The following is an 18,520-nucleotide window of genomic DNA, read 5'->3' as shown; positions in this document are numbered from 1 at the left end:
GGTGGGCGAGGCCGAGGGTCTTGAATGTCCTGGCGTAGATTTCCCGCATGTCCCGGGCCAGGTCGACGGTCTCCCGGGCGAGGCCCGGACCGGGGCCGAGGCCCTCCATCTCCGCGAGCCGTCGGGTGCGGTCCAGGAGATCCAGACTGCGGGTGTCGTAGGCGTCCAGGTCCAGGCCGCTGACGCCGGAGGCGTCCGGTTCAAGTGTCGCCGGGTCGTGTGGGGTGCGGTGTCGGGTCATGCTGCGGCGGGCCGTGGTCCCTCCGCGCGCATACCCGATCCAGGGTGGATGCGCAACGCGCGGCGGCTGCCCCGGGGGTCAGCGCAAGACATACAGGATCAGGTAGCAGGAGGCCACCCAGGCCGCCACGCACACCTGGACGAAGGGGTCGCGCAGGAGCACCTGGGTGGGCGAGCCCGAGCGCGCCTCCACGAAGGTGATCTGCATGTAGCGGAGAATGCCCGCCACCACCCACAACCCCGTGAGGTAGAGCCGGTCCGTGCCGTGCTTGGCCATCACGTCGGGGGAGAGGGTGTAGAGGATGTAGCTCACGATCACCACTCCGGCCATCACGGCCATGGAAAGGTTCACGAACTCCAGGGAGTAGCCGTCCAGGCTCTTGCGGGCGCGCACGCCGTCCTCGGCCAGCAGCAGGTCGTCGCGGCGCTTGGCCAGGCCCAGGAAGAGGGCCAGGAGGAAGGTCATGATCACGATCCAGTGGCTGGGCTCCACGCCCGAGGCCGCCCCGCCCGCGAAGATGCGCAGCACGAAGCCCAGGGCGATGCACAGGAGGTCCACGATGGCGAAGTGCTTGAGCCCCAGGCTGTAGGCTGCGTTGATGGCCAGGTAGGCCAGCAGGGCGGCCGTGAAGCCCGCACCGGGCACCAGGGGGACCAGGGCCAGCGCCGCCAGGGCCAGGGCGGACCCGAAAAGACGCGCCTGGGCGGGCGTCACCTGGCCCGAGGGGAGGGGGCGCAGGCCCTTCACCGGATGCAGGGCGTCCTGGGGGGCGTCGCGCAGGTCGTTGAAGACGTAGACCGCGCTGGCCGCCAGGCAGAAGGCCGCGAAGGCCATCAAGGCCCCGAAGAGGGCCTGGGCGTCCCCGAGCTTCCAGCCGAAGAACAGCGGCAGGAGCACGAAGAGGTTCTTCACGTACTGGTGCGGCCTGGCCAGCCGGATGAGGCCCTTGGCGGTCTGGGGGATCATGGCGACTCCCGTGGCCTATCCTGTTTGCGGCGCGAAGAAAAGACGCTCCAGCCGGCCAGGAGCAGGCAGGCCGCTCCCGAAGCGATCCAGGCGGAGGCGCTCACGCGGTCGCTCAGGTCGCGCAGGCGTTGGGGCGAGAAATCCACCGCCACGCTTGCCGGGCCGCCCGGGGGCAGGGCGAAGGCGTTCATGAACCCGTAGGCCCTGAGGGGCTTCGCCTCTCCGGCGCGCCAGCCGGGATGCCAGGACTCAGAAAAGAGCAGCAGCCCCCCCTCGGGCGGGATTCCGGACGCTTCGTAGCGTGTGGGGTCCACCCGGCGCGTCTCCAGCGGGAGGGGCGCGGCTGCGGCGGGAGGAGTCCCGGAGCGCAGCAGGAAGAGGTCGCAGGCCATGCCCGGGGGGCCGCCGCTCAAGTCGAGAAGGCCGTCGGGGCCTGTGTCGCGCCCGCCCAGGTCGGCCCAGCGGGGGCCGTCGGGGGTGAGGAGTCTGGCCTGCACGGCGTAGCGTCCGGGCCTCGGCGGCCGGGCCTCGAAGCGCGAGGGCAGCTCCACGGCCTGGCCCATGGAGGGCGCGCCGCCCAGCGGGGCGGCGGGTTCGAGGGCGAGGCGCATGGGCCGGTTGGGGGCGTTGGTCAGGGAGTTCAGCTGCGCCTGGCGCAGGGTGAAACGCAGATGCAGGGCGCGCAGGGGCTCCTCCACGCGCAGGCCCAGGACGCGGCCGTACACGTCCTCCCAGCGGCCGTCGGCGCGCCCGGCGATCTCGAAAAGCGGCCTCCAGGAGACGCCGTCGGGCGACCACTCGGCCGCAGCGAAGGCCAGGCCGTCCCGGTCCCCGAAGAGCCGGGGACTGCACCACAAAGTGAAGCCGGAGACTTCCCGGGGCAGCTCCAGCCGGAACAGGGCGCGTCCCACGTGGGGGCCCTCGGCGGCCAGGGTCCCGGCCCCGGTTCCGTCGAAGCCCTCCGGGCGCAGGCCCTCCAGCTCCCGGTGCAGGCCGGGCCAGGAGCCCAGGAGCGGCGCTTCCAGGAGCGGGGCGTAGGGCGCGCCGCCGGGCAGCGCGCAGGCCTCGGCCTGGACCGCCGCAAGGACGGGACCTTCGGGCGGAAAAGCCTGGTCCAGGGCGCTGCGGGCGGCCTCGAAACGCTCCGCCGGCACAGCCAGGACCCCTGCCGCGAGCGCGCCGGGTCCGTGCGCGGCGAAGCGCAGGACGCTCGACCCGCCCAGCTCGTGCACGCCCAGGTCGAGCCAGCGCCAGCCCCGGTCCAGGGGCTCGGGGTCGCCCGGGGGGGCCAGGGGGCGTCCGTCAAGTTCGGCCCCCGGCGCAAAGCCGTTCGGCAGGGCAGCCACGCGCGCCAAAATGCGGTGCGCCCCCTGACCGGGGAGGGGAATCTCCAGGGCGGCCGGTCCCAGCGCCAGCAGGGCGGCCCGGTCCAGGGGCGAGGCGTCCAGCCAGGGGGCCAGACGCCAGCGCTCGCCCAGACGCGTCCAGCCGCCGGGCGCAGGGGCGGAACCGGCCGAAGCGGGTATCCAGGACTGGGCGTCCAGCCAGGGGAGCAGCAGTTCGGGCCAGCCGTCGCCCAGCACGGCCAGACCGGCCTTGCCGGGCAGCGCCTCGGCCTGGGCCGCGTCCAGGTCCGTGCCGGAGAAGAGGGCCGCGTCCGCGAAGAGGTTGTCCGGCATTTCAGCCAGGGCGGCCAGCAGGGGCAGACCCCCGGCGGCCAGCAGGCTCCATCGGGCGAGCCGGAGGCGCGGGAGGTAGTCCCCGTTGTCCAGAGTCAGGAAGGGCGGGGCGCTCCAGTCCCGGTCCGGCGTCAGGTCGCGCTGGGCGGCCAGGAAGCGCTCCAGGCTGTCGCCGGGATCGGCCAGGGTCTCGGAGCCGCGCTTCACCCGGGGCATCCAGCCGAAGTCGTCGTAGGAGAGGTGAGGGACGGTGCGGTCCAGGAAGACGCGGCGCACGGCGCCCAGGCCCAGGAGCCGACCGTAGGCGTCGGTCCAGGGGTAGGGCCGGTGGGCCAGGGAGAGCAGGAAGCGCCCGTAGGGCTGGCCCACGAAGGCCGGTCCCACCAGGGAATCCTTGCCGAGCATGCCGAAGTTGCGCGTAAGCGACGTGGCCGGGGGCGCGGGCACGTCGCCGGTGGGGCCGCTGACCGTTGGGAAGACCGTGAGCCGCCAGTCGCCGGGGTCGGCGGCGATCTTCGCGGCCAGGTCGCGTTCGGCACGGGGCAGGGGTTGCGGCATGAGGGCCATGGTCTGGGTGGTCTCGTTGCGGGGGATGGCCAGGCTCCCGGACCACCACGGCCACAGGTAGACAGCCGCAGCCAGGGCGCAGACCGTCCCGGCCAGGGGGACGGGCCAGCGGTGCAGCCGCCAGAAACCCCTGTCGGCCACGGCCTGGAGCCCCAGGCCCACCAGCACGGCCAGTCCGGCCTGGTAGAGCGAGAGCCAGCGCATGGGCCGGGCCATGAGGAAGAAGACCATCTGCACGCGGGCCAGCAGGCCTTCGTAGAGCACGCGGCCCGGGAAGGTGTTGGCCCCTGCGGTCATCCAGAAGCCTGCCAGGAGACAGGCGGCGGCGAACCACTTGAGGGCGGGCTCCCTGGACCTGGCCGTGAGCCCCAGGAGCGCGAAGGCCAGAAGAACCATGGCCGAGGCCTCCCACCAGGGGGCGTAGGGGCCTTCCACGGGGTAGGCCTGTTCGGTGCCCATGCCCAGGTTGTCGGTGTGCCCGAGCAGGGCCTGGCGTGGGGGCGAGGAGAAGTCCTTGTAGAGGTGGAGGTAGTGGGCCTTCACGTCGTCGAAGCTCTGGTTGTACTTGGCCCCGGCCGAGCCCATCCCGGCCATGGGCAGCACCCAGTGGGCCTGGGTGGCGGCGATGACGGCCCCGGCCAGGGCCAGGGCGGCAAGGGGCCGCGCGCAGCGTGTTGCGGCAAGCGACCCGGCCAGCCACAGGCCCAGGAACGAGGCGGTCAGGGCGAGCCCGATGGGCGAGCCGGAGAAGGCCAGGGCGGCAGCCATCCCGCAGGCCAGGGACCACGCCGCGAAGGCAGCGCCCCGGGCCGAGCGGGCCTTGTCGGCGCAGTAGACCGCCCAGGGGGCCAGGGCGAGGGCGAAGCCGACCTCGAAGCCGTGCCCGGAGACGGCCAGGGAGTAAGAGCGGGGGTTGAACTGGCTCAGCAGGCAGGCCGCCAGGGCAGGCCAGCGCCCCAGGCCCATGCGCCGGCAGAGCAGCCACCATCCGGCGGCCCCGGCCAGGGCGTAGAGCAGGAAGTGCCAGCGCGCCAGAAGGGGGCCGCCCACGAAGGCCAGGGACTCGCGCATGAGGAGGTCGAAGGCGCGGTTGATGCCGTTGAAGGTCCCGGGCGAGCCCATCTCGAAGAGGGGGGACCAGGCGTGGCGCGAGATGGAGCCGTAGGCGCGGATCTCGTCGGGATAGGGGGGGATGGTCTGGTCCCAGTTCTGGTAGAGGTGGCCGGGCGCTTCCAGGATATGGCGGTAGGACGCCAGATAGAAGGCAGCCACGCAGGCGAGCACGGCCAGCAGGCCCAGGATGTCGGCGCGCGAGGAGCGGGTCACGCGGGGTGAGTGCCACGCCGGGCGAGATTTGAAAAGGCCCGATGCCCCGGGGGGAGTGCCGGGCGCGGGGTTATTTCAGCTCCTTGAGCTGGGCCTGGGCGCTTTTCCCCTCGGGGGTGGCGGCGTAGCGCTTGGCCACGTCCTGCAGGAGGATCTTTGCCGGGGCGATCTTCCCCAGCTTGCGGAAACAGAGTGCCTGCTTGAGCATGGCCGAGGGGACGAGCTGGCTGGAGGGGTGTTTCTGGATGAGGTCCTGGCAGAGCAGGGCCGCGCGGCCGTAGTCGCCCTGCTGGTAGTTGCTCTCGGCCTGCCAGAAAAGGGCCGGGGCCGCCTGGCGCGAGGTGGGGTAGCTCTTGAGCAGCTCGGAGAAGAGGGTGTTGGCGCGGTCGAAGTCGCGCTGGCTGAAGGACTCCATGCCCATGGCGTAGATGGCCTCGTCGGGGGCGGAGGGGTCCGGGGCGTACGTCGGCGCTGCGGCGGGGGATGGCGCGGCCGGGGCGACGCCGTAGACCCCGGGGGCCTCCGGCTCCAGGCGCAGGGTCGGGGTCTGGAGGGTGGGCGGCTGGTAGCGGGCGTAGGGATCATCCCGTCCTGGAGCGGCCGGGGCCGGCTCGTAAAGCGGGGTGCGGGTCTCGTAGGAAGGCGACCGGGAATCGTAGGCGGGCGCGGGAGCAACCGGAGTCGGAGCGGGGACAGGCGCGGGGGATGGCGCGGCCGGGGCGCGCGGCCCGGGGTCCATCCCCAGGGTGGCGGCCATGCGCGTCACCACATCCTCCAGGCGCGCCAGACGCTGGTTCACGTCCTCCAGGGTGATGCCCTGGCCCTTGCGTCCCGTGGTGGACTCCACGCCCTCCACGCGCATGCTCAGCTCCTGCACGCGGGACTTGAGCGAGGTCACGTCGGCCTGCATGTTGGCCTGGGCCACCTGGGAGGGGTCCGTGCCCGGTTCGTGGGACGCGGCGCACGCCCCCAGCATCCACACGGCCAGACCGGCGCAGGCCAAACCACGGACCGGACGCATCATGCGGACTCCTCCAGCAGGGCGCGCACGGCCCGGGTCTTGGCCGAAAGGCCGCCGGAGCGGCCGGGGCGGCAGTCCATCTTCAGGGTCAGGCAGACGCGCTCCTGCCCCTCCTGCACGGCGCGGTAGCACGCGCCCACCACGGCCATCACCTCGTCCCACTCGCCCTCGATGCAGGTGCCCATGGGGCCCAGCTCGTAGGGCAGGCCCGAGGCCTCGATCACGCGCAGGGCGCGGGCCACGTGGGGGGCCAGGCTCGCGCCCGCGCCCACGGGGAAGAGGGAGAGTTCCGCCAGCACGCTCATGGCTTGGCCGCCTTGGCGGGGTCGGCCTGCGGGGCTGGCTGGGTCGGAGGCGGCGCTGCCACGGCGGGCCACTCGGGGCGGGCGGCCCATTCGGTCCAGCCCGCGTCGTACCACTTCACGTTGGTGTAGCCCAGAAGCCGCGTCAGCACCCACCACGTCTGGGAGGCCTGATGCCCTGTGCGGCAGTGCACGATGACGGGATGATCCTTGGAGGGGATGAGCGCCGCGTAGGCCTTGTCCAGTTCCTCGGTGGGCTTGAGCACGATGATCTCGCCTTGGCCCTTGGCCTGGTCCTCGGTGAAGGGGCGGTTCACCGCGCCGGGGATGTGGCCGGGCCGCGCCTCGTCGGACTTGGCCCCGGAGAAGTAGTCGGCCGGGCGCACGTCCAGGATCACGGTGCGTCCGCCGGTCATGGCGGCGTGGGTCTCGCGGCCGTTCACGGTGAAGCCGTCGGGGCCTTCGAGAGCGGGATAGCGCGAGGGTGTCACCTTGGGCAGGGCCGAGTCCTTGGGCAGGTTGGCGGCGGCCCAGGCCTTCCAGCCGCCCAGGACCACCACGGTGCGGCGGTGCCCCAGGCGCTCCAGAGCCATGGCCAGCAGGGTGGCGTCGTGGGGTGAATCGCCGGGGAGTATGGCCACCAGATCGCGCGGGGTCAGGCCCATCTGGCCCATGTGGGCGGCCAGGAGCGGCGCGGGCAGCAGCATGGAAGGCACGCCGTCCAGGTTGCCGCGCAGGCTTTCCAGGTGGAGCGAGAGGCTGCCGGGCACGTGCCCGGCGTTGTATTGGGGCTGGGGCCGCAGGTCGATGACCTTGAGCCCGGGCTTGCCCAGGTTGGAGGCCAGCCACTGCACGTCGGCCACGCCCGGCAGGCGCGCCGGGGGGGCCAGCAGGGCGGGGTTTGCCGGGGCGTTCCACTCGGCGGGCAGGAAGAACTTCCTGGCCTCGCGGATGCGCTTGGCCTCCTCGGGAGCCGGGGGCGTCTCCCTCAGGGAGACGGGCTTGAGCACTTCCTCGAAGAAGCCCTTGAGACCGCCCGTGAGCAGGTAGACGTTGGCGAAGCCCATCCGCGCCAGGGCATCGCGCGCCTGGGCGGGGTGGGTCATGCCGTTGGAGTAGAGCACCACGACGCCCTGACCGCGCTTCGCCGCGAGGGCCTGGGGCAGTTCGGCCATGGGGATGTTCGCCGCGCCCTTGAGGTGGAAGGCCACGAACTCCTCGGGGGTGCGGATGTCCACCAGGGCGAGGGAGGGGTCCTGGGCCATGATGCGCCGGGCCAGCTCCCATGTCTCCATGTGGTCGCCCCCGGACTGGGCCTGGGCCAGGATGGCCGCGTCGGGCGAGGGCTGAGCGGGCTGAGCCTGTCCGGGCTGCGCGCCGGGTACGGCTCCGGGCCGTACGGCGGGCATGACGGGAGCGGCCGCGGGGCCGGAGGCGGTCTGGACCCTTGGCACGTTGAGGGCCACCAGGGCCGCCAGGCACAAGAGCACGGAGAAGCCCGCCAGGAAGAGGCGGCTCACGCCGGGCCTGGCGATGGCCGGTCCGCGCTCGATGACCTCGCAGACCCAGAACATGGCCACCGCCCCGCCCGTGAGGGCCAGCACGAGCTGGTCCTGGGTGATGTCCAGGGCCTCGAAGAGGAAGGAAACCCCGCGCGAACCCATGGACGTGTACGGGGCCACCCACGGGAAGGCCTCCGCGAAGCCCACGGAGCCCAGCACCACGCCGATGAGGAACACCAGGGCGTCCAGGCGTCCCGAGGCCAGACCCACGGCGGCCGTGCCGGGGCACCAGCCGCCCATGGCGAAGCCCAGGCCCAGGATCACGCCGCCCGCGGCGTGCGCGCCCAGCACCGTGGGCATCAGGTAGAGGGCCTCCGGGGCCAGTACGCCCAGACGCGAAGCGGCCACCAGACCCAGGGCCGCCGTGACCATGGCCGTGAACATCACCTTCACAACGGTCATGTCGGTGAGGTAGAAAACGCCCGTGAGTCTGCGCGAGCTGCCGAAACCGGCCTTCTCCAGGCACAGGCCGAAGCAGAAGCCCACGGCCAGGGCTGCGGCGAAGCCCAGGGGGGCGTTCAGCTGTCCGGTGGCGAAAAGGGTGGCGATCATCTCCACTGCCTCCTGAAGATCCAGGCCGTCAGGTAGCCCGTGGCGAAGACGCAGCCCAGGAAGACGAAACTGCCCGTGAGCAGAAGCGCCCCGCCGCTCAGGCCCTGCCCCGAGGTGCAGCCCTGGGCCAGGCGCGCGGCGAAGCCCGTGAGCGCCCCGCCCGCCAGGGCCAGTAGGAGCCTGCGCAGGCGCGAGGCCGTGGGGCCGCGCTCCACCATGAAGCGCAGGCGTCCGCCCGCCAGGGCGGAAAAGAGGCCACCGGCCAGCACGCCCAGGAACATGAACGAAAGGTAGTAGGCGAGCGGATCAGGGAACCAGGGGCCGAAATAGGCGTTGGCCTCGACCCGCGCCGGGAGGACCAGATGCTCCAGCCAGGCTCCGAGGCGGGCCAGCGCGCCCGAGGCCCCGAGGCCCGCGCCCAGGATCAGGTAGGAGGCCAGGAGCGTGAGCCCCAGGAAGAGCCCCGCCAGATAGGGGTTCATGGGCGGGGGCGAAGGGAGCTCCTGCACGGCCACGCGCGCCGGGGCGCTCTCGGGGGCCTTGGCCGCCTCGGGGGAGGAAGCGGCGCCGCCGTCGGGCGTGTCGGCGCTCCCGGCGTCGCCGTTGCGGGGCGTGGCGTCGGTGTCGGTCCGGATGTCGTCGGTCATGGTCAGCATCCCGCGTTCTTGGAGGCCGGCGGCTGGGGGGCCGGGCCGGAGGGTGAAGGAACAGGAGTTGTCGGGTCGGAAGGAGCGGGTCCGGCAGGGGCCGGAGCAGCAGGGGCCGTCTGCACGGCGGGCGGCGCGGCGGGCGCGTCGCCCAGGGGAACCTCGCGCACGGCCGCGCCCAGTTCCTTCGTCGTCCACCACGCCGCCATGCCCCCGCGCAGGGCCAGCACCGGGCGCGAGGCCCGGGCCGCCAGCGCCCCGGCCACGGCGAAGGCGGCCGTGCCGTCCTTGTCCACCAGGAGGAGCGGCCCGGAGCCAGCGAGCAGGGTTTCGTCGGCCAGCACGGCGGCGGCGTCGAGGTTGAGCGCGCCGGGCAGGGCGTAGTCCTGGAATTCGGCGGGGGTGCGGATGTCGATGAGGTCGAGCCCGGCGGGCGGTTTTGCCAGTAATTTCGCAGCGTCCTCGGCAGGCAGAGCCTCGGGGAGCTTGGGCCCGGCGGCCCCGGCGGGGACGGCCAGGGAGAGCAGGCTCGCCAGCAGGGCGGCCCGGAGGGATCGTTTCATGGCGTTCTCCTTGAGCGCATTGGTAGCAGGTGAAGGATTTTTTGCAAGTGCGCCGGGCCAATGGCTCGACGGCGCGGGATTTTTTTGCGCCGAAGCCCCCGCGCGGGGCCGCCGTCATTGACCTTCCCCCCGCCATCTTTTAAGGGACCTTCGCACACGAGTCAGCAGGTACAAAATGGTAGACACTACGCGTATCAGGAACTTCAGCATCATCGCACACATCGACCACGGGAAGTCCACCCTGGCCGACCGCATCCTGGAGGTGACCAAGGTCATCACCCAGCGGGAGATGCGCGAACAATATCTGGACAAGATGGACCTGGAGCGCGAGCGCGGCATCACCATCAAGGCGCAGACCGTGCGCATCCCCTACCGCGCCGCCGACGGCACGGACTACGTGCTCAACCTCATCGACACGCCCGGCCACGTGGACTTCTCCTACGAGGTCTCGCGCTCCCTGGCCGCCTGCGAGGGCGCGCTCCTGGTGGTGGACGCCACCCAGGGCGTGGAGGCCCAGACCCTGGCCAACGTCTTCCTGGCCCTGGACAACGACCTCGAGATCATCCCCGTGCTCAACAAGATCGATCTCCAGTCCGCCGACCCCGACCGGGTGAAGCAGGAGATTGAGGAGGGCATCGGCCTGGACACCTCCGAGGCCATGAACGTCTCGGCCAAGACGGGCCTGGGCGTCGACCTGGTGCTGGAGGCCATCGTCAAGCGCCTGCCGCCGCCCAAGGGCGACCGCGAGGCCCCGCTCAAGGCCCTGATCTTCGACTCCTGGTACGACTCCTACCAGGGCGTGGTGGTGCTCTTCCGCGTGGTGGACGGAACCATGCGCACGGGCCAGAAGCTGCGCATGTTCTCCACCGGGGCCGAGTTCGAGGTGACGCGCCTGGGCGTGTTCTCCCCCGGCCCACAGGACGTGCAGGACTTCGGCCCCGGCGAGGTGGGCTTCCTCTGCGGGGCCATCAAGGACTTGAACGAGGCCCGCGTGGGCGACACCATCACCACGGCCGCCAATCCTTCCAAGGAGCCCCTGCCGGGCTTCAAGGAAGTGAAGCCCATGGTCTTCTGCGGGCTCTATCCTGTGGACGCCAACGATTACGAGCAGCTCAAGAACGCCCTGGAGAAGCTCCAGCTCAACGACGCGGCCTTCACCTTCGAGCCCGAGACCTCCCAGGCCCTGGGCTTCGGCTACCGCTGCGGCTTCCTGGGCCTTCTGCACATGGAGATCGTGCAGGAGCGCCTGGAGCGCGAGTTCCAGGTGGAGCTCATCGCCACGGCCCCGTCGGTGGTCTACAAGGTGGAGCGCCACGACGGCACCACCTTCTCCATCGACAACCCCTCCAAGCTGCCCAAGCAGCAGGACACGGCCGCTCTCTACGAGCCCTTCGCCCGCGTGGAGATCCACGTGCCCAACGAGTACGTGGGCAACGTCTTCAAGCTCTGCGAGGAGAAGCGCGGCATCCAGAAGGACATCAAGTACCTCACGGCCACCCGGGTGATCATCACCTACGAGCTGCCCTTCGCGGAGATCGTCTACGACTTCTTCGACAGGCTCAAATCCGGCACGCGCGGCTACGCCTCGCTGGATTATGAGCTCATCGACTACCGCGCCTCGGACCTGGTGAAGCTCGACATCCTGCTCAACGGCGACCCCGTGGACGCCCTGGCCGTGATCGTGCACCGCGACAAGGCCTACTACCTTGGCCGCGACGTGGCGCTGAAGCTGAAAAAGGTCATCCCGCGCCAGATGTTCGAGGTGGTGATCCAGGCGGCCATCGGCGCCAAGGTGATCGCGCGCGAGCGCGTGGCCCCCTTGCGCAAGGACGTGATCGCCAAGTGCTACGGCGGCGACATCACCCGCAAGCGCAAGCTCCTGGAGAAGCAGAAGGAAGGCAAGCGGCGCATGAAGCGCATGGGCAACGTGGAGCTGCCCCAGGAGGCCTTCCTGGCAGCCCTGAAAGCCGGAGACTAACCCCGCATCCCCCATTGGGGGATCCAGGGGGAATCATTCCCCCTGGCGGGTCCAGGGCAGAGCCCTGGTGGGGTATGGGGCGAAGCCCCATCTCCCTCAACAAGGAAGAACAATGAACCCTCGCTGGCAGAAGTTGCTGAAAGAATACGTGGAAGCCCTGGCGGTGGCGCTCATTCTGGCGCTGATCATCCGCACGTTCATCATCCAGGCCTTCAAGATCCCCTCGGAGTCCATGCTGGACACCCTGCTGGTGGGCGACCATCTGCTGGTGAGCAAGTTCTCCTACGACATCAAGCTGCCCTTCATGGAGAAGTCGCTCCTGAAAACGGGCGACCCCCAGCACGGCGACGTGATCGTCTTCGAGTTCCCCGAGGACCGCTCGCTCGACTACATCAAGCGGGTGATCGGCGTGCCCGGCGACACCATCGCGCTCAAGGACAACGTGCTCTACCGCAACGGCGAGAAGGTGGACGAGCCCTACAAGCGCATCGACCCCCACGGCTTCGGCCGCCCCAACTTCGGCCCGGTGAAGGTGCCCGAGGGGCAGTACTTCATGCTGGGCGACAACCGCGACCACTCCCAGGACTCGCGCTTCTGGAAGGAAGACAAGCGCTTCGTGCCCCGCGAATACATCCGGGGCAAGGCCTGGGTGATCTACTGGTCCTGGGGCGGCCCCCTGGACGTGCGCTGGAACCGGATCGGCTCCATCATCAAGTAGTCCGGCAGTCCCAGGGACGGCACATCGGACGCCCCGCCTCGACAAAGAGGCGGGGCGTTTTTTCGTGGCCGTCCGCGAGGGCTGCGCATGCCCCTTGCTGCGCGTGTCCCCTTCAAGGCCCCTCTGGATTCGCCGTGGGAAAACGCCTATGATGCATCGCGTCAGCCGCAGCGTCTTGCGCCGTCTCGTACGGCCCTTCCGGAGGTTCCCTTGGCACTTTCCCGCGCCCTGACCGCCGCCCTGGCCGGGGTGGAGGCCCACCCCGTGGTGCTCGAAGCCGACCTGGCCCGCCAGGGCATGCCCTCCTTCACCATGGTGGGCCTGGCCGAGGGCGCGGTGCGCGAAAGCAAGGAGCGCGTCTTCGCGGCCCTCAAGAACCGGGGCTACCGCCTGCCGCCCTCGCGCATCACCGTGAACCTGGCCCCCGCCGACGTTCGCAAGGAGGGCTCCGGCTACGACCTCCCCCTGGCCCTGGGGCTGCTGGCCGCCGCCGACGCGCTGCCCGCCGAATCCCTCGCGGGCTACTACTTCGCGGGCGAGCTCTCCCTGACCGGAGAGGTGAAGCCCGTGCCGGGCGTCCTCCCCCTGGCCGACCTGGCCCGACGCCAGGGCGCGCGGGGCCTCCTGGTCCCTGCGGCCAACGCCCAGGAGGCCTGCGTGGCCAAGGGCCTGGACGTGTTCGCCGTGGAAACCCTGGACCAGGCCGTGCGCTTCCTGGCGGGCGAGGAGACCATCGCCCCCACGGCCTTCGACGAGGCCGCCCTGGAGCACGACCACGGCCCCTTCCCCCTGGACTTCTCCGAGGTGAAAGGCCAGGAGCACGCCAAGCGCGCCATCGAGATCGCCGCCGCAGGGGGCCACAACCTGCTCTTCATGGGGCCGCCGGGCTCGGGCAAGACCATGCTGGCCAAGCGCATCCCCACGGTGCTGCCGCCCCTCTCGTTCGACGAGGCCCTGGAGGTGACGCGGGTCTACTCGGTTGCCGGGGAGCTGGCCCGGGGCGGCACGCTCATCACGCGCAGGCCGTTCCGCTCGCCGCACCACACGATATCGGACGCCGGGCTCATCGGCGGGGGCGGCATCCCCCGGCCGGGGGAGGTGTCCATGGCCCACCGGGGCGTGCTCTTCCTGGACGAGCTGCCGGAGTTCAAGAAGAGCGTGCTGGAGGTGCTGCGCCAGCCCATCGAGGACGGCCGCGTGACCATCGCCCGCGCCGCCGTGAGCCTCACCTATCCGGCCGAATTCATGCTCGTGGCGGCCATGAACCCCTGCCCGTGCGGCTTCCGGGGCGACGACCGGCACGACTGCACCTGCACCGGGGCCAAGGTGCGCGGCTACCTCTCCAAGCTCTCGGGGCCGCTCCTGGACCGCATCGACCTCCAGGTGGAGGTGCCCGCCGTGCCCTACAAGGACCTCAAGGCCGAGGCGGGCCGGGTGGACTCGGCCTCCATGCGCGCCCGGGTGCAGGGTGCGCGCTCCGTGCAGGCCGGGCGCTTCAAGGGCACGCGGCTTCGCACCAACTCCGAGCTCTCGGGCAAGGCCCTGGGCGTGTTCTGCCCCGTGGGCGAGGAGGGCCATCGCTTCCTGGAGCTGGCCAACGACCGCCTGGGCCTCTCGGCCCGGGCGCACACGCGCATCCTGCGCATGGCCCGCACCATCGCGGACCTGGACCAGTCCCCGGACATCCGCGTGGAGCACCTGGCCGAGGCCATCAACTACCGCAGCCTGGACCGCAAGGCCTGAGTCCGGAGCGGCCCGGCCGCAGGCCTCGACCGACGCGCTGACTGCAAAATGTAGCCCGCAACGTCATACACATTGTCTTCCGCTGGGAACGGCCCGCGAGGGCCTTGAGCGGAACGGGCGTCCTGCGGAAAAAGACGCCGGGGCGGCAAGAGGCCGTAACGCACCGCGTGTGGAGAAGGGGGGCTGAACCCGACACCCCACCCGGAGGCATCCCATGATCCGCGCCCGTTCCGTCGTCCGCCGCGCCACATTGCTCCTGTGGCTTCTCCTGGCCCTGGCCTTTGCCGCCCAGGCCCGGGCCGCCCAGGAGCCCTCGACCGTCAAACCCGCCAGGTACGTGTTCCTGTTCATCGGCGACGGCCTGGCCCAGGCCCAGCGCACCGCCGCCGAATACTACCTGGCCGCCGCCCAGGGCATGGAGCGTCCCGGGCTGGTCAAGCTGGTCATGAACGGCTTCCCCGTGCACGGGGCCACCACCACCCACTCGCTCAACTCCGTCATCACCGATTCCGGGGCGGCCGGCACGGCGCTGGCCTCCGGCGTGAAGAGCTACAACGGGGCCATCGGCGTGGACGGCGAGCGCAAGCCCGTGAAGACCCTGGCCGAGATGGCCCGCGACAAGGGCATGAAGGTGGGCATCGTCTCCTCGGTCTCCCTGGACCACGCAACCCCCGCCTGTTTCTACGCCCACCGCCCCAGCCGCAACGACTATTACGAGATCGGCCTCGCCGCCCCGGCCTCGGGCTTCAACTACTTCGCGGGCGGCGGCTTCAAGGACCCCGAGGGCAAGAAGTCCAAGGCGGAAGGCCCCAAGGCGAATCTCTTCGAGGAGTTCAAGGCCAAGGGCTACACCGTGGCGAACACCCTGGAGGGCCTGAAGGCCCTGGCCAAGGGGCAGGACAAGGTGGTGGCCCTCAACCCCGTGCTGGACGCCGACAAGGCCCTGCCCTACGCCATCGACGCCGATCCCTCCCGCGAGTTCTCCCTGGCCCAGTTCACGGCCAAGGGCATCGAGCTGCTGGACAACCCCAACGGCTTCTTCCTGATGGTGGAGGGCGGCAAGGTGGACTGGGCCTGCCACGCCAACGACGCCGCGGCATCCATCCAGGACACCCTGGCCCTGGACCAGGCCGTCGCCGCCGCCGTGGAGTTCGCCGCGCGCCATCCCGAGGAGACGCTCATCGTGGTCACCGGCGACCACGAGTGCGGCGGCATGGCCCTGGGCTTCGCGGGCACCAAGTACGGCAACTACTACCAGTATCTGAAGCACCAGAAGCTCTCCTTCCAGGCCTTCGACGAGCGACTGCGCCAGTTCCGCAAGGACCACCCCGGCGACAAGGCCACCCTGGAGGCCGCCGCGCCCCTCATCCGCGAGGGCTTCGGTCTGGTGGTTCCCGTCGCAGAGGACCTGGAGGCCATGAAGAAGTCCCCGGTCCCCGACGAGAACAACACCTCCCCGGCCGACCCCTACGGCATGCACCTCAAACCCTTCGAGGTGGCCCTGGTGCAGGACGCCTTCAAGCGCTCCATGGCGGGCGAGACCGTCAAGTCCAAGGACCCCGCCGAATACCTGCGCTACGGCGACTACGAACCCCTCACCGTGACGCTCACCCGCATCCTGGACTCCAAGGCCGGCCTGGCCTGGACCACCTACTCCCACACCGGCATGCCCGTGATGACCTCGGCGCGCGGTGCGGGCGAACGCCTCTTCGAGGGCTACTACGACAACACGGAGCTGGCCCGGCGTCTCATGCGCGTGATCGACCCAGCCGTGCAGCTGGCCGCCAACTAATGTCGCGATTTTGAAAAACATGAAATGTGTTTCAAAATTAAAAAGCAATGATTTTAAGTGATTGCCTCAAGAGTCTGTATGGACGGATTTTGAGGACGCAACACTAGTCTCGCCCGGTCCGGTCTCGCACCGACCGGCCGGGGCCTTCGACACCCTCCACTCCGGGGGCGCGCTCCAGCGGGGCGCGCCCCTCCTGGCGCACCATGAACCCCACGCAAAACGGCCCATCGACTGATTCTCCGGCCCCGGCCGACTCGTTGAGCCCTCCGCAGGCCGCGCAGCCCGAACCCGCACGGAAAACGCTCCACCAGGGGGCTTCGGGCGCCGCCCGAGGCCCGTTTGCGGCGCACCACGCGCCCGGACCCCAGGAACCGGCGCCGACGAGCATCGCGCCCGAACGCCGCCGAGACGCGGTCCTCGTCTGCGTCTTCGCGCTGCTCGTGCTGGCCCTGGCCCTTGCGCCCACGGGGTTCGAGAACCGCCTGCCCACCGGGACCCTGGCCGTGAAGGCCCGCGTGATCTCAACCGACAACAGCAATCTGCGACAGTACGGCGTGGTCCTGGAAGGTGACCAGCGCGTCGAGGCCCAGGTGCTGGAAGGCCCCTTCGAGGGGCGCAGGGTCTGGGCCGACAACCTCTTCCTGGGCAAGCTGGAACTGGACCGTCAGTTCAAGCCCGGGGACAAGGCCCTGGTGGCCCTCACCGTACGCGGAGGGGAGATCGTGGGGGCCGTCGCCCAGGACCACTACCGCCTGGACGTGCAGCTCTGGCTCCTGGGGCTCTTCGCCCTGTTGCTGGCGGCCTACGCGGGTTGGACGGGGGTGAAGGCGCTCCTGAGCTTCGCCTTCGCGGCGCTGGCCATCTGGAAGATTCTTGTGCCGCTCTTCCTCACGGACCACGACCCCATCTTCGTCACCCTGGCCGTGCTTTCCTTGCTCATGGCCTCGGTGCTCTTCCTGGTGGGCGGGCTCAACCGCACGGCCCTGGCGGCCTACCTGGGGTCGCTCCTGGGCGTGGCCGCCACGTGCGCCATGGCTCTGGGCTTCTCGGGGGCCTTCGCCCTGCACGGCTCGGTGAAGGCCTACGCCGAGACGCTCTTCTACTCGGGCTACCCCCATCTGGACCTCACGCGCATCTTCCTGTCCACGGTGTTCCTGGGCTCCTCGGGGGCGGTGATGGACCTGGCCATGGACGTGGCCGCCAGCATGCGCGAGGTGGCCCTGCACCATCCGGGGCTGGGCTACTGGAGGCTGTGCGCCTCAGGGATGCGCGTGGGGCGCGTGGTGGTGGGCACCATGACCACCACGCTCCTGCTGGCCTACTCGGGCGGGTCCATGGCGCTCCTGATGGTGTTCATGGCCCAGGGAGTGCCCATGGCCAACGTTTTCAACATGAACCACGTGGCCGCCGAAGTGCTGAGCACCCTGGTGGGCAGCTTCGGCCTGGTGCTGGTGGCCCCCTTCACGGCCCTCACGGGGGCCTGGCTCCTGGGCGGACGCAAAGGGGCGCACGCCCCGGCGCGGGGCGAGGGCTGAGAGCCTGCCCTGGAGGCGTCGCGCCGGGGCCGCAAGAGCGCGAGTTGACTTTCTCCCGCCGCCGGGGATAGCGTGGACAGGTCCGGGTGCCCCCATCCTGGGGGAGAATAGGGAATCCCGTGGAAATCGGGAGCGGTCCCCGCCGCCGTGAGTTCCGTTTGCAATCCGCCCTTTCGCGCGCCACTGGGTGAAGCCCGGGAAGGCCGGGGCGGATGGAACGAGTCGGAAGACCTGCCCGGACCCTGTCTCAGGTTCCCGCACGGCGACGGGCTATTGCCGCGCGCGGATGCTCCGGAGGGCGAATACGGGCCGCCTCCCGCTCCCTTTATGGGACGGAAGGCGGCCTTTTTGCGCGCCCCGGCAACAGCCAAGCTCCAAGGGAGCAGTCTCATGCAGTCTTTCGTCCATCAACCGCGCCGCGCGGCGGCCCTGGCCCTGTGCCTCTTCCTCCTGACCCTCGCGCCCCAGGCGGCCCTGGCCCATGGCGGGCCGAAACCCGAGCGCGTCGGCATCCTCCTTGCGGCTTTCGGCACCACGGTCCCCAAGGCCGACCTGGCCTACAGGAACCTGCTGAAGAAGTTCGAGACCGCCTTCCCCGGCGTGGAAATCCGCCTGTGCTACACGTCGGCCATCGTGCGCCACAAGCTGGCCGAGGGCAAGAAACCCGTGAAGTTCGACTCCCCGGCGGAGGCCCTGGCCAAAATGGCGGACGAGGGCTTCACCAAGGTGGTGGTGCAGTCGCTCCAGACCATCCCGGGCGAGGAGTTCCACGCCCTCTCCGAAACGGCGCGGGCCTTTTCCGGCATGCCCAAGGGCATGGAGAAGGTGGTGACGGGCTGGCCGCTGCTGGCCACGGCCGACGACGTGGAAAAAACCGCCCGGGCGCTGGCTGCCATGGCCCCCGGCGGGCGCAAGCCCGGGGAGGCCCTGGTCTTCCTGGGCCACGGCACGAAGCACCCTGCCAACATCTACTACCCCGGCCTGCAATGGAGCCTCTGGAAAGCCGACCCCCTGGCCTTCGTGGGCACGGTGGAGGGCGTTCCCTCCCGGGAGGACGTGCTGGCCGCCCTCAAGGAGCGCGGCGTGAAAAAAGTCTGGCTCCTGCCGCTGTTGGCCGTGGCCGGAGACCACGCCCGCAACGACATGGCGGGCGACGAGGACGACTCCTGGAAGTCCGCGCTGGCCCGCGCGGGGATTGAGGCCGTGCCCGTGCTCAAGGGCACGGCCGACGCCGACGCCCTGGCCGCCGTCTGGATCGACCACGCCCGGCAGGCCCTGGAGCGCCTGCGCTAGGGCGCACGCCACGGGCCTGACGCCCGGAGCGCGCC

Annotated in this window: 14 protein-coding genes and 1 riboswitch; of the genes, 6 read left to right on the top strand and 8 right to left on the bottom strand. The window is 70.6% G+C overall.

Annotated features, from left to right (window positions below; translation table 11 throughout):
• From ACV4UX_RS05125 to ACV4UX_RS05090, 8 genes are all read right to left on the bottom strand, one after another.
• The coding region (locus tag ACV4UX_RS05125; protein ID WP_491592245.1) for a hypothetical protein at nt 1–241 on the bottom strand (241 nt) is incomplete at its 3' end.
• 78 nt (nt 242–319) lie between these two features.
• Complete coding sequence (locus ACV4UX_RS05120) at nt 320–1,207, bottom strand: UbiA prenyltransferase family protein (protein ID WP_491592244.1); 888 nt, start codon at nt 1,205–1,207, stop codon at nt 320–322.
• Nucleotides 1,204–4,779, bottom strand: a complete 3,576-nt coding sequence (locus ACV4UX_RS05115; RefSeq protein ID WP_491592243.1) for a hypothetical protein — start codon at nt 4,777–4,779, stop codon at nt 1,204–1,206. Before ACV4UX_RS05115 ends, ACV4UX_RS05120 begins: the two co-directional genes overlap by 4 nt.
• Before the next feature lie 70 nt (nt 4,780–4,849).
• On the bottom strand, nt 4,850–5,803 hold the full coding sequence (locus ACV4UX_RS05110) for a tetratricopeptide repeat protein (RefSeq protein ID WP_491592242.1): 954 nt from the start codon (nt 5,801–5,803) through the stop codon (nt 4,850–4,852).
• Nucleotides 5,800–6,105 carry an MTH1187 family thiamine-binding protein gene (locus ACV4UX_RS05105; RefSeq protein WP_491592241.1) on the bottom strand — a complete coding sequence of 102 codons (306 nt, stop codon included), beginning with the start codon at nt 6,103–6,105 and terminating at the stop codon, nt 5,800–5,802. Before ACV4UX_RS05105 ends, ACV4UX_RS05110 begins: the two co-directional genes overlap by 4 nt.
• Nucleotides 6,102–8,216 carry a rhodanese-like domain-containing protein gene (locus ACV4UX_RS05100; RefSeq protein WP_491592240.1) on the bottom strand — a complete coding sequence of 705 codons (2,115 nt, stop codon included), beginning with the start codon at nt 8,214–8,216 and terminating at the stop codon, nt 6,102–6,104. The genes ACV4UX_RS05105 and ACV4UX_RS05100 overlap by 4 nt, the downstream gene beginning before the upstream one ends.
• The gene (locus ACV4UX_RS05095) at nt 8,213–8,863 is read right to left on the bottom strand and encodes a YeeE/YedE thiosulfate transporter family protein (protein WP_491592239.1); all 651 of its coding nucleotides are present in this window, start codon (nt 8,861–8,863) and stop codon (nt 8,213–8,215) included. The genes ACV4UX_RS05100 and ACV4UX_RS05095 overlap by 4 nt, the downstream gene beginning before the upstream one ends.
• Nucleotides 8,864–8,865: 2 nt before the next feature.
• The gene (locus ACV4UX_RS05090) at nt 8,866–9,426 is read right to left on the bottom strand and encodes a rhodanese-like domain-containing protein (protein ID WP_491592238.1); all 561 of its coding nucleotides are present in this window, start codon (nt 9,424–9,426) and stop codon (nt 8,866–8,868) included.
• Between the two features lie 175 nt (nt 9,427–9,601).
• Here ACV4UX_RS05090 and lepA point away from each other — a divergent pair, with 175 nt between their 5' ends.
• From lepA to ACV4UX_RS05060, 6 genes are all read left to right on the top strand, one after another.
• On the top strand, nt 9,602–11,404 hold the full coding sequence (gene lepA / locus ACV4UX_RS05085; protein WP_491592237.1) for a translation elongation factor 4: 1,803 nt from the start codon (nt 9,602–9,604) through the stop codon (nt 11,402–11,404).
• 112 nt (nt 11,405–11,516) lie between these two features.
• On the top strand, nt 11,517–12,122 hold the full coding sequence (gene lepB / locus ACV4UX_RS05080; RefSeq protein WP_491592236.1) for a signal peptidase I: 606 nt from the start codon (nt 11,517–11,519) through the stop codon (nt 12,120–12,122).
• A 210-nt stretch (nt 12,123–12,332) separates the two neighbouring features.
• Nucleotides 12,333–13,865 carry a YifB family Mg chelatase-like AAA ATPase gene (locus ACV4UX_RS05075; RefSeq protein ID WP_491592235.1) on the top strand — a complete coding sequence of 511 codons (1,533 nt, stop codon included), beginning with the start codon at nt 12,333–12,335 and terminating at the stop codon, nt 13,863–13,865.
• 214 nt (nt 13,866–14,079) lie between these two features.
• Entirely contained in the window at nt 14,080–15,657 is a 1,578-nt protein-coding gene (locus ACV4UX_RS05070) for an alkaline phosphatase (protein ID WP_491592234.1), read from the top strand.
• A gap of 203 nt (nt 15,658–15,860) precedes the next feature.
• Nucleotides 15,861–17,192, top strand: coding sequence for a YibE/F family protein (locus tag ACV4UX_RS05065; protein ID WP_491592233.1), 1,332 nt, complete (start codon nt 15,861–15,863; stop codon nt 17,190–17,192).
• A 67-nt stretch (nt 17,193–17,259) separates the two neighbouring features.
• A riboswitch (cobalamin riboswitch) is annotated at nt 17,260–17,446 on the top strand.
• A 136-nt stretch (nt 17,447–17,582) separates the two neighbouring features.
• Nucleotides 17,583–18,485: a sirohydrochlorin cobaltochelatase gene (locus ACV4UX_RS05060; protein ID WP_491592232.1), complete on the top strand. Its 903-nt coding sequence runs from the start codon at nt 17,583–17,585 to the stop codon at nt 18,483–18,485.
• Nucleotides 18,486–18,520: the final 35 nt, after the last annotated feature.

It is taken from the genome of Fundidesulfovibrio sp. (assembly GCF_058402725.1).
Note: the sequence above shows the minus strand (reverse complement) of the source record. Positions and strands in the feature narration are given on the sequence as shown.

What these genes read in the sequence shown, in the direction of transcription:
- ACV4UX_RS05065 (WP_491592233.1), top strand. Translation starts at nt 15,861, where the DNA reads ATGAACCCCACGCAAAACGGCCCATCGACTGATTCTCCGGCCCCGGCC.
- ACV4UX_RS05060 (WP_491592232.1), top strand. Translation starts at nt 17,583, where the DNA reads ATGCAGTCTTTCGTCCATCAACCGCGCCGCGCGGCGGCCCTGGCCCTG.
- ACV4UX_RS05070 (WP_491592234.1), top strand. Translation starts at nt 14,080, where the DNA reads ATGATCCGCGCCCGTTCCGTCGTCCGCCGCGCCACATTGCTCCTGTGG.
- ACV4UX_RS05095 (WP_491592239.1), bottom strand. Translation starts at nt 8,863, where the DNA reads ATGACCGACGACATCCGGACCGACACCGACGCCACGCCCCGCAACGGC.
- ACV4UX_RS05090 (WP_491592238.1), bottom strand. Translation starts at nt 9,426, where the DNA reads ATGAAACGATCCCTCCGGGCCGCCCTGCTGGCGAGCCTGCTCTCCCTG.
- ACV4UX_RS05110 (WP_491592242.1), bottom strand. Translation starts at nt 5,803, where the DNA reads ATGATGCGTCCGGTCCGTGGTTTGGCCTGCGCCGGTCTGGCCGTGTGG.
- ACV4UX_RS05120 (WP_491592244.1), bottom strand. Translation starts at nt 1,207, where the DNA reads ATGATCCCCCAGACCGCCAAGGGCCTCATCCGGCTGGCCAGGCCGCAC.
- ACV4UX_RS05105 (WP_491592241.1), bottom strand. Translation starts at nt 6,105, where the DNA reads ATGAGCGTGCTGGCGGAACTCTCCCTCTTCCCCGTGGGCGCGGGCGCG.
- lepB (WP_491592236.1), top strand. Translation starts at nt 11,517, where the DNA reads ATGAACCCTCGCTGGCAGAAGTTGCTGAAAGAATACGTGGAAGCCCTG.
- ACV4UX_RS05100 (WP_491592240.1), bottom strand. Translation starts at nt 8,216, where the DNA reads ATGATCGCCACCCTTTTCGCCACCGGACAGCTGAACGCCCCCCTGGGC.
- lepA (WP_491592237.1), top strand. Translation starts at nt 9,602, where the DNA reads ATGGTAGACACTACGCGTATCAGGAACTTCAGCATCATCGCACACATC.